The sequence below is a fragment of the Micromonospora sp. NPDC048905 genome, assembly GCF_040649655.1.
Classification (GTDB): Bacteria; Actinomycetota; Actinomycetes; order Mycobacteriales; family Micromonosporaceae; genus Micromonospora.
This window is the reverse complement of sequence record NZ_JBEZFV010000020.1, coordinates 87,833-101,774: the sequence shown is the minus strand read 5'-3', so window position 1 is coordinate 101,774 and position 13,942 is coordinate 87,833. Positions and strand designations below refer to the sequence as shown.

At 71.6% G+C, this 13,942-nt stretch carries 16 protein-coding genes; 7 read left to right on the top strand and 9 right to left on the bottom strand.

Features of this window, described 5'->3' with window-relative positions; genetic code table 11:
• Positions 1-59: 59 nt before the first annotated feature.
• Positions 60-1,043 (bottom strand): hypothetical protein, encoded by a 984-nt coding sequence (locus tag AB0C01_RS32245; RefSeq protein ID WP_357572925.1) that lies wholly within the window; start codon positions 1,041-1,043, stop codon positions 60-62.
• A 5-nt stretch (positions 1,044-1,048) separates the two neighbouring features.
• On the bottom strand, positions 1,049-1,513 hold the full coding sequence (locus AB0C01_RS32240) for a hypothetical protein (RefSeq protein ID WP_357572924.1): 465 nt from the start codon (positions 1,511-1,513) through the stop codon (positions 1,049-1,051).
• A gap of 145 nt (positions 1,514-1,658) precedes the next feature.
• Between AB0C01_RS32240 and AB0C01_RS32235 the strand changes: the two genes are divergently transcribed.
• Both AB0C01_RS32235 and AB0C01_RS32230 read left to right on the top strand, forming a co-directional pair.
• Entirely contained in the window at positions 1,659-2,480 is an 822-nt protein-coding gene (locus tag AB0C01_RS32235; protein ID WP_357572923.1) for a copper resistance protein CopC, read from the top strand.
• 248 nt (positions 2,481-2,728) lie between these two features.
• Positions 2,729-5,134 carry a ricin-type beta-trefoil lectin domain protein gene (locus AB0C01_RS32230; RefSeq protein ID WP_357572922.1) on the top strand — a complete coding sequence of 802 codons (2,406 nt, stop codon included), beginning with the start codon at positions 2,729-2,731 and terminating at the stop codon, positions 5,132-5,134.
• 44 nt (positions 5,135-5,178) lie between these two features.
• Here AB0C01_RS32230 and AB0C01_RS32225 read toward each other — a convergent pair whose 3' ends face one another.
• Positions 5,179-5,565, bottom strand: coding sequence for a DUF2267 domain-containing protein (locus AB0C01_RS32225; RefSeq protein WP_357253254.1), 387 nt, complete (start codon positions 5,563-5,565; stop codon positions 5,179-5,181).
• A 214-nt stretch (positions 5,566-5,779) separates the two neighbouring features.
• Here AB0C01_RS32225 and AB0C01_RS32220 point away from each other — a divergent pair, with 214 nt between their 5' ends.
• The 4 genes from AB0C01_RS32220 (at position 5,780) to AB0C01_RS32205 (ending at position 8,131) form a co-directional block, all read left to right on the top strand.
• Positions 5,780-6,112 carry a nuclear transport factor 2 family protein gene (locus AB0C01_RS32220; protein ID WP_357253256.1) on the top strand — a complete coding sequence of 111 codons (333 nt, stop codon included), beginning with the start codon at positions 5,780-5,782 and terminating at the stop codon, positions 6,110-6,112.
• Positions 6,113-6,145: 33 nt separating this feature from the next.
• Positions 6,146-6,982: an oxidoreductase gene (locus AB0C01_RS32215; RefSeq protein WP_357572921.1), complete on the top strand. Its 837-nt coding sequence runs from the start codon at positions 6,146-6,148 to the stop codon at positions 6,980-6,982.
• A 247-nt stretch (positions 6,983-7,229) separates the two neighbouring features.
• Positions 7,230-7,649, top strand: a complete 420-nt coding sequence (locus tag AB0C01_RS32210) for an ATP-binding protein (RefSeq protein ID WP_357253260.1) — start codon at positions 7,230-7,232, stop codon at positions 7,647-7,649.
• Between the two features lie 104 nt (positions 7,650-7,753).
• A complete protein-coding gene (locus AB0C01_RS32205) occupies positions 7,754-8,131 on the top strand; it encodes a nuclear transport factor 2 family protein (protein ID WP_357572920.1) in 378 nt (125 codons plus the stop codon).
• Positions 8,132-8,135: 4 nt separating this feature from the next.
• Here AB0C01_RS32205 and AB0C01_RS32200 read toward each other — a convergent pair whose 3' ends face one another.
• Together AB0C01_RS32200 and AB0C01_RS32195 are read right to left on the bottom strand one after the other, a co-directional pair.
• Positions 8,136-8,657 carry an SUKH-4 family immunity protein gene (locus AB0C01_RS32200; RefSeq protein ID WP_357253264.1) on the bottom strand — a complete coding sequence of 174 codons (522 nt, stop codon included), beginning with the start codon at positions 8,655-8,657 and terminating at the stop codon, positions 8,136-8,138.
• Between the two features lie 124 nt (positions 8,658-8,781).
• Positions 8,782-9,252, bottom strand: a complete 471-nt coding sequence (locus AB0C01_RS32195) for a molybdenum cofactor biosysynthesis protein (RefSeq protein ID WP_357253266.1) — start codon at positions 9,250-9,252, stop codon at positions 8,782-8,784.
• Between the two features lie 246 nt (positions 9,253-9,498).
• On the opposite strand from AB0C01_RS32195, the gene AB0C01_RS32190 reads away from it, so the two are divergent.
• Entirely contained in the window at positions 9,499-10,374 is an 876-nt protein-coding gene (locus AB0C01_RS32190; protein WP_357572919.1) for an alpha/beta hydrolase, read from the top strand.
• A 15-nt stretch (positions 10,375-10,389) separates the two neighbouring features.
• Here AB0C01_RS32190 and urtE read toward each other — a convergent pair whose 3' ends face one another.
• Genes urtE through urtB form a run of 4 tightly spaced genes read right to left on the bottom strand, consistent with a single transcriptional unit; the run spans position 10,390 to position 13,932 of the window.
• The gene (urtE, locus tag AB0C01_RS32185) at positions 10,390-11,085 is read right to left on the bottom strand and encodes an urea ABC transporter ATP-binding subunit UrtE (protein WP_357253267.1); all 696 of its coding nucleotides are present in this window, start codon (positions 11,083-11,085) and stop codon (positions 10,390-10,392) included.
• Positions 11,082-11,858 (bottom strand): urea ABC transporter ATP-binding protein UrtD, encoded by a 777-nt coding sequence (gene urtD, locus AB0C01_RS32180; protein WP_357253269.1) that lies wholly within the window; start codon positions 11,856-11,858, stop codon positions 11,082-11,084. The genes urtE and urtD overlap by 4 nt, the downstream gene beginning before the upstream one ends.
• Positions 11,855-13,048, bottom strand: coding sequence for an urea ABC transporter permease subunit UrtC (gene urtC / locus AB0C01_RS32175; RefSeq protein ID WP_357572918.1), 1,194 nt, complete (start codon positions 13,046-13,048; stop codon positions 11,855-11,857). Before urtC ends, urtD begins: the two co-directional genes overlap by 4 nt.
• Entirely contained in the window at positions 13,045-13,932 is an 888-nt protein-coding gene (gene urtB, locus AB0C01_RS32170; protein WP_357253273.1) for an urea ABC transporter permease subunit UrtB, read from the bottom strand. Before urtB ends, urtC begins: the two co-directional genes overlap by 4 nt.
• Positions 13,933-13,942 lie beyond the last annotated feature (10 nt).

Below are 13,942 nucleotides of genomic sequence, written 5' to 3'. Positions count from 1 at the left end.
CCGGATCATCCGATCTGGTTCACCAACCTGATCTACGAGAACACCCTCTACACGCTGACCTACAAGTGGCCGAACATTCCGCTCTTCCCGCCCCGGCCGATGCGCGCCGCCGCAGCGGTGGCGAGCAGGTACGCCACCGCGACGGCGGCGATGACCAGGACCAGCCCGCCGCTGCCGGTGGCCGCCGGGTGCAGGCCGTTCTCCTGGCCGAAGCGCAACCAGGCCGGCGCGTTGGAGAGGCTGTCGTACATGGTCGAGCCGAGCAGCACGATCACCACGGCGACCAGCCCGGGGCGGGGGCGCAGCCCGGCGATCCCGTCGAGCGGGTTGCGCCAGACCAGCACGCCGTCCGCGGCGCGGCCGATCGGGGCGAGCTGACCGATCAGGGAGCTGTACGTCTCGAACGGGTCGGCGTGGTCGAACCAGGCGGCGCCGAACAGCGCCGCCCCGGCCAGCAGGACCACCGCGTACGCGGCGAGCCAGGCGGTGATGACCGGCAGGGTGGCCCGGTCGGGTGCGACGAGCTCCAGCCAGACGAACCCGAACAGCGTGGCGGCGGCCGGCCACAGGCCCACACCGGGCGGCAGCTCACGAAGCCCGCGGTCCGGGTCGCGGCGCAGCGCCAGCGTGGCGAGCAGGTGCACGGTACGCAGCGGGTTGAGCGCCCGCCAGACGGGGCCGAGCAGCAGCGACAGGGGCGCCAGGCCGACCCAGAGCAGCACGTAGAGCGCACCTGCCGTCGGGTTGTCGGCGATGTCCGGCCCGCCCAGCAGACCGAGGCAGAACCAGGCGGCGGCGAGCAGGCCGAGTCCGCGCAGCGCCCACCGGAACGCGGGCGCGTCGATGAGCCGGGCGAGCCAGCGCGGCACCGGGCGACCGCCGACGGCGTCCCGGTCGAGCCGGGGTTCGCGCCAGAGCAGGCCCAGCGCCACGAACGTGACGACGAGGGTCAGCGCGGCGGCGACGACAAGCTGCGGCAGCGTGATCGGCAGGTCCTGTCGGCCGCCGACGCCGTGCGCCAGCACCGTTGCGGGGGTGGTCATGTCGGTCAACGGACGACGAGTTGGAACAGCACCAGCTCGGTCTCGTGCGTCTCCACCTCGAACAGACCGGTCTTGTCGGCCCGGAACTCCACCGAGCCGGGTTTGCCGGCCGGCAGTCGGGCGCCCAAGTCGTAGCCGTGCACGTGCAGCTCGTCCGCCGCGTCCGAGGTGACCGTGATGCGCAACAACTCTCCCTTAGCCACGGTGATCCGTCCGGTCGGCGGAGTGATCCGCCGCTTCGCGATCGTCACGACGATCTCGCGGTCCGCGGCCGGTGCGCTGGGGGTGGGGCTTGCCGTCGGACTCGGCGCGGTGGTGGCGGCGCTCGGCGGTGCGGCGGACGTGGCTGGCGCGGAGGGGGTGGCCACGGACGGGTCGTCGTCGTGCCCACAACCGGTGACCAGCAGGGCGGTGAGGACGCCGGCGGCGAGGGCGGCACAGGCGCGGGTGGCGGGGGTACGGACGAACACGGGCGGACTCCGAACGACGCGAGGGGGACGGGTGTCGAGGTGAGAGTCGGGGAGGAGAACTCTACGTCTTGTTCGGCAGAGGGGAAATGACCATGATGAACGAATGCGATCGAGGTTGGTCACTGCGCGTAACACCCTGAGCCGTATGCTGGCGGCGGTGGCCGCGACGCTTGTGGTGTCGCTGCTGCTGCCCGCCGCGCCGGCGTCCGCGCACGGCCAGTTGGCGACCTCCACTCCGCTCAAGGGCACCGTCGTGCGCGAGCCCCTGACCCAGTTGGCCCTGTACTTCACCGAGAAGCCGGCCGCCAACGCGCACTTCGCCATCAGCGGCCCGGACGGGTCGCGAGTGGACAACGGCTGGTCCAACGGTGAGCCCAAGCGACTCGACAAGCCGGTCACGGAATACTTCATGGTCAACGGCGTGTTCGAGCCCCGGCTCTACCACACCGGCTTCCCGGCCATGGTGACCGTCGCGCACTGGCCGGCGAAGGGTCGCTACACCGCCAGCTACCTCTCCGTCGCCTCGGACGGTGAGGCGGTGCGGGGCGAGGTGACCTTCGACTACCAGGGACGGAGCACACCGGCCCCGGCCGGCTGGACGGCACCCACGGCGGGGCCGGATCCGGCGCTACTCGCCCAGGCCGAGGGCGAGGGATCGGCCAGCCCCGCGGTGACCGGCAGCCCGGCGGGTCCTACCAGCGCTCCGCCCGCTGCCAGCGAGGAGCGCGCCGGTGGCGGGTTTCCGGCCTGGTTGGTCCCGGCCCTGATCGTCGTCACGGTCGCAGTGCTCGTGCTGGTGGCGGCGCGCCGCCGGCCCGTCACGCGCGGGGCCCCGACACCGGGCCGTCGGCCGTCCGGCGCCACCGCCGGCAAGTCCGGCGCCGCTGCTGGCAAGTCCCGCGCCGCCAGCGGCAAGGCCGCTCCCCCGCGTAAGACGGGTGGTTCGGCCCGGCGCGGGCGGCGGTGAGCCGCCCCCAGAGCCGGCACTCTTCGCGTATCACCGCGAACTTTCGCACGGACATCGGGAACTTTTGATGTATCGACGCGAAGCCATGGACAGTCCAATCGAAACACCTTAATGTCTCGACTCATCAACCCGGTGTTTCCACAATGTCACTCGTCGGCGTCGAGGACGTTACGGAGCCGGGGCCGACGGCCATCCTCACCGCTGCCTCGCACCGGCCGTCGGACACTCCACTGCCTCCTGGAGGAACGATGGGCCCACGCCTGCAACGCCGACTCCCCCATCCCGTCCTGGGTGCGCTCGCACTCGTCCTCACCACCGGCCTCTGGGCCGCTCCGGCCACCGCCGCGCCCGCGCAGGAGCCCGGCGTCACGCTGCGCGTCTTCGACGTGCAGGTGCCCCTCTCCGAACTGTGCACCCTCAAGCCCGCGCAGACCCCCAACGTGGACAGGCTCATGCCCACCATCAACTGGACCTCGGCGTCCGACTTCGGCTTCGAGGACAACTTCGTCTCGCAGGTGCTCGGCAACATCACCACCACCCAGGCCGGCAGCTACACGTTCCGGCTCAGCAGCGACGACGGATCCAAACTGGCGATCGACAACACGGTCGTGATCAACCACGACGGCCTGCACGGCGCGACGCCGCCGAAGGAGGGCACGGTCACCCTCACCGCCGGCCTGCACCCGCTGCGCATCGACCATTTCGAGCGAGGCGGCGGGCAGCAGATCACCCTGGAGTGGAAGACGCCGGGCTCGTCGTCCTTCGTGGTCGTACCGAACTCGGCGTTGAGCACCGACGCCGGCGTGGTCCGGGTGACCGCGCCGGGCCGCAAGGAGTGCGAGGGCATCGCCGACACCCCCGGCGACGGCCTGCCGCTGACCGGGGTGCACCCCGGCTACACGCTCACCAATCTGCGGCCCAGCGGCTTCCAGCCGAAAGTCACCGGGATGGACTGGCTGACCGACGGCCGGCTGGTCATCTCGACCTGGGGCGGCAGCGACCAGTCCGGCACCTCCCAGGACGGTGAGGTCTGGATCCTCGGCAACACCGGCGGCGCGACCACCCCGGGCGCCGTGACCACCAAACGGATCGCCAGTGGGCTGAAGGAGCCGCAGGGGCTCAAGGTCGTCGACGGGGTGGTCTACGTCTCGGAGAAACAGCGGCTGACCCGGCTGGTCAACACCGGCGGCGACGAGGTGGCCGAGCGCCTGGAGACCGTCGCCACCTGGCCGTACGGCGGCAACTTCCACGAGTTCGCGTTCGGGCTGCTCTACCAGGACGGGTTCTTCTACCTGAACCTGTCGGTGTCGATCAACTCCGGCGGTGCCACCACCAACCCGCAGCCAGCCGTCAACCGGGGCACCACCCTCAAGGTCAACAAGGACACCGGCGCGGTCAGCTACGTCGCCGGCGGCCTGCGTACCCCGCACGGCATCGGTTGGGGTCCGGAGGGCGGCATCTTCGTCACCGACAACCAGGGCGGCTGGCTGCCCTCGTCGAAGCTGGTGCACATCAAGCAGGGGCGCTTCTTCAACCACTACACCAACCCGGCCGGCCCCTTCGACACCGCACCTGTCACGTCCCCGGTGCTCTGGATGCCGCAGAACGAGATCGCCAACTCGCCCAGCACGCCGCTGTACCTGACCAGCGGCCGATACGCCGGCCAGTTCGTCATCGGCGACGTGACGTACGGCGGCCTCCAGCGGGCCAACGTGGAGAAGGTCAACGGCGAGTACCAGGGCGCGCTGTTCCGGCTCACCCAGGGCCTGGAGGCGGGCGTCTCGGAGGTCAACGTCGGCCCGGACGGCGCGATCTACGTCGGCGGGCTCGGCGCGGGCGGCAACTGGGGTCAGACCGGCAAGCTGTCGTACGGCCTGCAGAAGCTCACCCCGAACACCGCCACCACGTTCGAGATGCTCGCCATGCGGGCCACCACGACCGGCTTCGAGGTCGAGTACACCCAGCCCGTCTCGACGGAGACCGCCGCCGGACTGGCCGCGCGTTACAAGATCAAGCAGTGGCGGTACGTGGCGACGTCCAACTACGGCGGGCCGAAGATCGACGAGGAGACGCTGACCGTCACCTCGGCCACCCTCTCGTCGGACGGGAAGAAGGTGAGCCTCACGGTGCCCGGCCGCAAGGCCGGCCGGGTGGTGCACCTGCGCTCGCCGCGCCCGTTCGCCTCCACCACCGGCCAGTCACTGTGGAGCACCGAGGCGTGGTACACGCTCAACTCGATCCCGGGCAGCCCTCCGCCGCCGGCCGGCGGGAGCATCACCGGCGTCGGTGGCAAGTGCCTGGACGTCGACAACGCGGGCACCGCCGACGGCACGAAGATCCAGCTCTGGACCTGCAACGGCACCACGGCGCAGTCGTGGACGAAGGTCGGCGACACGTACCGGGTGCTGGGCAAGTGCCTGGACGTGGACAACGCCGGCACCGCGAACGGCACGAAGGTTCAGCTCTGGACGTGCAACGGCACCGCGGCGCAGGTCTGGCAGCCGCAGTCCGACGGGTCGATCCGCAATCCGCAGTCCGGCAAGGTCCTGGAGGCAGCCGGCGGCAGCAGCGCCGACCGCACCCAGATCCAGCTCGGCACGTACTCGGGCGGCGCGCATCAGAAGTGGGTGATCGGCAGCGGGGTCACCGGCTGACCTCGGCGGGGGCGTGGTCCGACCGGCGGGTCGGGCCGCGCCCCTCAGGGGCCGTGTGGCAGTGGCTGCGCCAGCGCCCGCAGCTCCGCCGGGAGTTGGGCCAGGGCATCCTCGAACTCCCGGTGCCCGACCACCCGGTGCATCGTCTGTAGGACGGCGCGGGCGCCCCGCTCGGCGGCGGGTCGGTCGATCCCGGCGCGGTCGGCCACCCGGCGCAGGAACTCGTCGCAACCGAACGCCTCCGGCGGCTCCGCGGCCTTGACCAGCAGCGGGCTCAACTCGTTGGCGAGGTGGGGGGCCAACGCGCCCGCCTCACCGCCGCTGAGGCGCTCGGTGAGGGTCCGTAGAACAGCCTCGGTCAGTGTGCGCGCCTGCTCCGGCGGGATGCCCGCCCGCGCCGCGACCTTGTCGACGAACCCCAGCTCGGCCATGCCCCCGCCCTTCGCTTCGGAAAGGCGTGGCTACCCGGGACCACCGGCGGCAAACCCCGCCCGGCGGCCCGGACGGCGTGCACGGCACGTCCTGACCGCCCGCCCGGTCGTTCTGAATCGTTGCCCCGCGCGGTGGCGTCCGCTTCTCGTACGGTGAGGTCGGACCGGGAACCCGACGGCTGCCCGACGGCGGCCCGTGCCGCAGGAGGAGCAGATGGCGGTGGACCTGCCCGACGTGATCAACAGGTACTTCCGGGCCGTCAACGACCGGGACCTGGATGCCTTCGTCGCCTGCTTCGCGGACACCGCGAGCGTCGCCGACGAGGACCGGCTCTACGACGGACGGGCCTCGATCCGCTCCTGGCGGCAGAAGACGATGGATGCCTACTCGTACTCTGCCGAGCCGGTCGGTGTCACGCCGCAGGCGGGCGACTCGTACCTGGTCCGCACCCGGGTGTCCGGCGACTTCCCCGGCAGCCCGATCGAACTGCGCTACCGGTTCACCCTGCGCGACGACCTGGTCGGAGCGCTGGACATCCGCCCGTAGCAGCCGCCCATCCGCCAGCCAGGAGGAGACCACGTGCCGCGAGTCTGGCTCATCACCGGTTGTTCCCGAGGCCTCGGTCGGGCGCTCGCCGAGGCCGTGCTGGCCGACGGCGACCACCTGGTCGCCACCGCGCGCAACCCGGCCCAGCTCGACGCCCTGAGCGACAGGTACGGCGAACGGGTCAGGACGGTGGCCCTCGACGTCACCGACCCCGCCGCCGCCCACGCCGTCGTCCGCACCACCGTGGACACGTTCGGCAGCCTCGACATCCTGGTCAACAACGCCGGATACGCCGACGTCGCCGCGATCGAGGACATGCCGGAGGACAACTTCCGGGCCCAGATCGAGGCCAACTTCTACGGAGTGGTCAATCTCTCCCGCGCGGCCCTGCCGGCGATGCGCTCCCAGGGGCGCGGGCACATCCTCCAGATCTCCAGCGTCGGCAGCCGGGTCGCCAGCACCGGACTGGGCGCGTACCAGGCCGCCAAGTGGGCGGTCAGCGGCTTGTCCGGGGTACTCGCCAAGGAGGTCGAGGGGTTCGGGATCCGGGTCACCAGCGTGGAGCCGGGCGCGTTGCGGACCGACTGGGCTGGCTCGTCGATGAGCATGCTGCCGATCAGCGACCCGTACCGGTCGGTCATCGATCCGGCCGTGCAACGGCTCCGCCAGGCCAGCGGCAACCAGCCGGGCGACCCGGCCCGCGCCGCCCAGGCGATCATCCAGATCACCCGGGTCGACGACCCGCCCCTGCGGCTGCTGCTCGGCGCCGATGCCGTGGCGGGCGCCTCGGCTGCCGCCGAGGCGCTGGCCGCGTCCGACGCGCGGTGGCGCGAGCTGAGCGAGTCCATCGCCTTCGACCCGGCCCCCTGACCGGCGCGGCTCCCCCGACCGACACCACCATCGGACGGGGGTGCGACAGGCATGACCGGGCGTCGCCGGATCGACCGCCGAACGGGTGGGACAGCCCGCGCACCAACAGGTGACATGATGTGCCGACAAACAGCTGTCGCTAGGAGAAGGGTTGCTGCTGCCCGATGGCGCACTTCGCGGCTCGCATGATCCCCGCACCCGGGCCTGTCGTGGTGACGCTCGCCGACAACCCGCCGATGGCGGGCTGATGCCGGCCGAGCGACCAGAGGTCGTGGCCGAGCAGAGCGTCCCCGCCCCTCTCGCGGACACCATGTCGTACCAGGTCGCCACGGACGTGCGAGCGCTCCGCGCGTTCGTCAGCGTCGGGGCGCTGGCCCGCGGCCTGCCGCCCGAGCGGGTGGAGCTGCTGACGCTGGCGGTCAGCGAGCTGGCCACCAACACGTTGCAGCACACCACCGGCGGCGGCCGGGTCCGGCTCTGGGTCGATTCGGGTCAGCTGTTCTGCGACGTCGTCGACCGGGGGCCGACCCGGGCGCTGGGCCGGCGCATGCCGGCCGCCGACGCGATACGGGGTCGAGGGCTGGCGATCGTGGAGCAGATCTGCGACGAGGTCGCCGTGCTCACCAGCCCGGACGAGACGGTCGTACGGATCCGCCTGAGCCTGTGACCGCCGCCGGCGATCCACCCGCCGCGGGCTGCGCCGGCTGCCACAATGCGGACAGCCCGGGCTGATGGTGACACCGGGCCGACACCGATCGGGAGGACGCCACAATGCCGGACAGCGCACGTGAGGCAGAGCTGCTCGATGCCGAGCGGACCCTGCAGGCCGCCCTGCGGGCCGGCGACGTGGCCGCCCTCGACCAACTGCTCGTCGACCAGCTGATCGCCGTCGGCCCGGGCGGCGGGACGTACACCAAGCAGGATGACCTGGCCGCCCACCGGGACCGTCGCTCGGTGGTGGAGGAGTTGGTCGAGGAGGAGTTGGACCTGCTCGTCGTCGGAAAGACCGGGGTGACGTTCTTCCTGGGCCGGGTGGCCGGGGTGTACGAGGGGGCGGCGTTCGCGGCGCGCCTGCGCTACACCCGGACCTGGGTCCACGACGACCCGCACGGCTGGCGGGTCCTCGCCGCGCACGTCAGCCCGGTCTGACCCGTCAGGTCTCGTCGTCGGTGTCGAGCAGGCCCTGCTCGTCGAGGAACGCGAACCACCTGTCGTCGCCGGGGGTCAACTCGGCATAACCCGGGCCGAGCAGGTAGTAGTCCACGAAGGAGCCGAGGTCGGGGGCGAGCTCCTCGAACGTGTCGGACATGAACCACTCGGTGCCGTTCGGCGGGAAATACCAGACGGCGCCCGTGCCGCGGTCCAGGAAGATCGGCTCGTCGCTGCGGGTGCCGACCACCAGCCAGCCCGCCCGGTCCTCCGGGATGGACGAGAAGTCCGGCGCGTAGTCGAGGTGGTACTGGATCCCCGCGAGGGTCGACGCGGACGCCAGCTCGACCCGACCGGCGCGCAGCCCGTCGGCGACCAGCAGCAGGTCCCGCAGGTCGTCCGGCAGACCCGCCGGAACGGCATCGATGGCAGCGCCCTCGCCGAACTCGGCGAACGCCACGCTCGCCGGCTGGTCGGCCAGATCCACCCGCAGCTCCTCGATGAGCTGCCGCAGCTCGTGGATCAATCCACCACCTCTGTTCGGATCAGGTCCTCCTCCGAGCTGCCCTCAGCTCCGCGAACCCCGGTGCGCGTGTTGGTTCTACCACGCGCCGGCGGATGCCGGAGCCACCTCACCGAATCGCGTTTGCTCAGCTCACCGTGGCGTCGATCGGCCCGATGCGCAGGGTCCCGTCGTTGAGTGGCGTGCAGCGGATGCCGCCGGTGGTGCGGAGCGCCTTCCACGTCCCGGGGCCGACGGTGACGTCCATCCAGGCGCAGGGCCGGGCCGCCCGGTTGACCCGCAGGCTCACCGGGCCGTCGCCGGAGTCCAGCACCAGCACCCTGCCGATCAGCTCGTCCACCGCGATGCCGGTGGTGAGGATGTTGCGCCGCACCTCCGCCAGGCCGATGCCGACCGGCAGTGACTCCTGAGCGATGACCGTGACGCTGGCGTCGCGGTGCGCCTGCTGGCCGAAGTACCGGTCGCCGACGATGCCGAGGTGTGCCCGGATCCGGACGGCGTCGACCAGCTCACCGGGTGGGGCCGGCGCGGGGCCGTCGGCGGGCCGGCCCAGGAAGCGGTGCACGGGCGAGGCCAGCAACTCGACGATCTCCGGCATGGCAGGGATTCTACGAAGCGGCAGGGTCCTCCGGGGGCACGTCGACGGATGACCGCTCAACGACGCGATGGCCATGGGCGTGCTGTCGACGCTGCGGTCCGCCCGCCGCCGTCCCACCGGGCACCTGCTGGTCGTCCGTGACTCGACCGGCCCCGCACCGAGGACCTGACCGCAATGTCCCACCGCGACGGCACGACTTCTGGCACGGTCGAGACGTCCACCCCCGTGACTGGGTCAGGAGAGGCCATGGCCGAGAACGCCGTACGACACCGGACGGTCGACGTCGACGGCATCGCGATCTTCTATCGGGAGGCCGGCCCGACCGACGCGCCGGTGGTGCTGCTGCCGCACGGCTACCCGTCGTCGTCGTTCCAGTTTCGTCACCTGCTGCCCGCGCTGGCCGATGAGTGGCGCGTCATCGCTCCCGACTACCCCGGCTTCGGCTACAGCGACCTGCCCGACCCCGACCGGTTCGCGTACACCTTCGACGCCCACGCCGACCTGCTCCGACGCTTCGTCGACACGCTGGGGCTGACCCGCTACGTGATCTACCTCCAGGACTACGGCAGCCAGTTCGGGTTGCGCCTGGCGATGGGCGCGCCGCAGCGGGTCGCCGGCCTCGTCATCCAGAACGGGGACATCTACCCCGACCAGCACGGGCCCAAGTACGCGCCGCTGAAACGGTTCTGGCGCGACCCAACCGATGAGGGCCGGGAGAAACTGGCCGCGGCGATCAGCGAGGAGGGCTTCCGGCGGGAGTTCCTGGGCGAGCTGCCGGACCGGCTGACCGACCTGGTGAGCCCCGACCTGTGGCGGCTCTCGGGTGCGCTGGTCATGGAACCCCGACGGCAGGACGCCTGGCTACGGCTTGTCGCGGACCAGGGCAGCACGGTCGCCTGGTTCCCCCGCCAGCAGGAGTACCTGCGGACCCACCGGCCGCCCACCCTGATCGTGTGGGGGCCGCACGACGGGTACATGCCGGCAGGGGCGGCCCACGCCTACCGACGGGATCTGCCGGATGCCGACCTCCACCTGCTCGACGGCGGGCACTGGCTGCTCGAGACGCACCTCGACGAGGTAGTCCGGTTGGTCCGGAACTTCCTCACCCGTCTCCAGCCCTGAACGGGTGGTCGCGGGTCAGACCGCCAGGGCTGCCCGGACCTCCCGTTCCGCCGTGACACCCCCGTCGCCGTGTGAGGTGACCCGGCCGGACTCCAGCACGTGGTAGCGGTTCGCCACCCGCAACGCGAAGCCCAGGTGCTGCTCGACGAGCAGCACGCTGAACCCGGACTGCCGGGTCAGCTCGACGATCCGTTCCTGGATCTCGGCGACCACCGACGGCTGGATACCCTCGGTCGGCTCGTCGAGCATCAGCAACCTCGGCCGGGTGATCAGTGCCCGGGCGATGGCCAGTTGCTGCCGCTGACCGCCGGAGAGCAACCCGGCCCGCCGCCGCAGCAACGGCCGCAACGCCGGAAACAGGTCCAGCACCTCCGCGGTGGCCACCGCACCGTCGCGCCGCCCGTCGGCGACGAGCCGCAGATTCTCGGCGGCGGTCAGGTGCGGGAAGCTCTGCTGGCCCTGCGGGACGTACGCCATGCCCCGCGCCACCCGCTCGTGCGGCCCGAGACGGGTGACGTCCTCGCCGTCCAGCTCGACGGTGCCGGCACTCGGGCGCAGCAGTCCGGCCGCGACCCGCAACAGGGTGCTCTTGCCGGCGCCGTTGTGCCCGAGCACGGCGGCCACCCCGTCGGGCGGGACGGCGAGGTCGACCCCGTGCAGCACCTGAGAGCGCCCGTACCCGGCGTGCACCCCGCGCAGCGTCAGCATCATGCCTCCCGGATCGTGGGGGCCGACCCGGCGTCGACCGGGTGGCCAAGGTAGACCTCCTGCACGCGCGGGTCCGCCTGGACCTGCGCCACCGTGCCCTCGCTGAGCACCCGACCGGCGTGCAACACCGTGACGGTGCGCGCGAACCGACGCAGGAAGTCCATGTCGTGCTCGATCACCACCACCGTGCGGTCCCGGCTCACCGCCTCCAGCAGGGCGCCGGTGGCGTCGCGTTCCTCGTGGCTCATCCCGGCGACCGGCTCGTCGAGCAGCAGCAACCGGACGTCCTGCACCAGCAGCATGCCGATCTCCAGCCACTGCTTCTGGCCGTGCGCGAGCGTCCCGGCGAGGTGCCCGGCCCGCCCGGTCAGACCGATGGTCTCCAGCGCCGCGGCCACCTCGTCGGGAATGGCGCGCCGACGACGGGCCAGGGTCGCCCAACTACGACGGGCGCCCGCCGCGATGTCGAGGTTCTGCAACACCGACAGCTCCTCGAAGACCGTCGACGTCTGGAACGTGCGCCCGATGCCCAACCGGCTGATCCGGTGCACCGGACGGCCCAGCAGCTCGTGCTCGCCGAAGCGGACCGAACCGGTGGCCCGGACCAGGCCGGTGATCGCGTCGACCAGGGTGGTCTTGCCGGCGCCGTTCGGCCCGATCAGGAACCGGATGTCACCGGCGGGCACCTCCAACGAGACACCGTCGACGGCGGTGAACCCGTCGAAGCTGACCCGCACGTCACGGACGGACAACCCGTCCAGCCGCTCGTCGCTCATGCCGCCGGCACCTCCGCCCGCTCGGCGCGTCGTCGACCCGTCGGTAACCACCCACGCCGACGCGCTGCCACGCCGCCGCCCTCCTCCCGGCGGCGGGCCAGCGCCCACAGCGACGCCAGGCCACCGGGAAGGAACGCCACCACCACCACGAAGAGCAACCCCTGCAGGTACGTCCAGGTGCCGGGGAACCGCTCCGACAGGGCGGTACGCGCCCAGGCCACCGCCACCGCGCCGAGCACCGGGCCGAGCAGAGTGGCCCGGCCGCCCACCGCGACGCCGATGACGAACTCGATCGACGGGACGATGCCGATCAGCGCGGGCGAGATGATGCCCACCGCCGGCACGAACAGCGCCCCGGCCAGCCCCGCCATCCCGGCCGCCACGACGTACGCGACGAGCTTGACCGACGCCGGGTCGTAGCCGAGGAACCGGACCCGCTCCTCACCGTCGCGGACCGCCACCAGCAGCTCACCGTAGCGACTCTGGATGAGTTGACGGGCCAGCGCGAGCAACGCCAGCAGCGTGCCGGCGATGATGAAATAGACCATTCGCTGGTTGACCGGGTCGTCGAGGTTGTAGCCGAAGAAACCCTTGATGTCGGTCAACCCGTTGGTGCCACCTGTGGTGCCCTGCTGTCCGATCAGCAGGATCACCATGGCGGCCGCGAGCGCCTGGCTGAGGATGGCGAAGTACGCGCCCCGGACTCGGCGGCGGAAGACAAGCGAGCCGAGCCCGAAGGCGACGGCCATCGGCAGCAGCACCGTCGCGGGCAGCGCGAACCACGGGCTGGCGAACGGCCGCCACCACAGCGGCAGTTCGTCGAGCTGCCCGTACAGTTGCATGAAGTCGGGCATCCCACCGGGACCCGCGTCGGCGAGCTTGAGGTGCATGGCCATCGCGTAGCCGCCGAGGCCGAAGAAGACGCCCTGGCCGAGGGTGAGCATCCCGCCCCGGCCCCAGGCGATCCCGATGCCGACGGCCACCATGGCGACGCAGAGATACTTGGCGAGCAGGGCCAGCCGGAAGTCCGACAGCAGCAGCGGCGCCACGGCGAACAGCAGTGCCGCGCCGAACGCGAAGCCGGCGGCGGTCCGTAGCCGCGAGCGACCACCGGTCCGGGCCGGAGGTGCGGGGCGGGTGGCCTCCGGACCGGTGGCGGCGCTGGGGGGCGCGGGGGTGACGGCGGTCATGCGAGGCTCCTGGTCCGCAGGGTGAACAGGCCCTGTGGCCGCCACTGAAGGAACGCGACGATCGCCACGAACACGATCACCTTGGCGACGCTGAGGGTGGTGAGGTACTCCCCGGTGGCCTGGAGCACGCCGAGGGCGAAGGCGACGATCACGCTGCCCTTGAGCTGGCCGATCCCGCCGACCACGACGACCAGGAAGGCGTCGATGATCAGGTTGGTGCCCATGGTCGGGCCGATCGGGCCGAGCAGGGTCAGCGCCACCCCGGCCAGCCCGGCCAGGCCGGAGCCGACGAAGAAGGTCGTCCGGTCGACCCGGGCGGTCGGGATGCCGGACACCGCGGCGAGGTCGCGGTTCTGCACCACGGCGCGAATGCGGCGGCCCAGCGGGGTGAGCCGTAACGCCAGGGTGAGCGCCGCGACGGCGGCCAACGCCAGGGCCAGGATGAACAACCGGTTGTTGGCAATGGTCAGCCCTCCGGGCAGCGCCACGTTGCCGGTGAGCAGTTCGGGGGCGCGGGTCTGCACGTTCGGGCTGCCGAACACGTCGCGCGCCAACTGTTGCAGCATCAGCGACACACCCCAGGTGACCAGCAGGGTGTCCAAGGGTCGGGCGTAGAGCCGGCGGATGAGCAGCATCTCCAGTAGGACGCCCATCGTGCCGGCGACCACGAACGCCACCGGCAGTGCGACCACTAGTGACAGGCCGGCCCCGGTGATGCTCTGTTGCAGGACGTAGGTGGTGTACGCGCCGGCCATGATGAACTCACCGTGCGCCATGTTGATCACGTTCATCTGGCCGAAGGTCAGCGCCAGGCCGAGAGCGATGAGCAGCAGCACCGCGCCGATGCTGATGCCGGTGAAGAGTTGTCCGAAGAGGACTGTCACGGTGGGTACT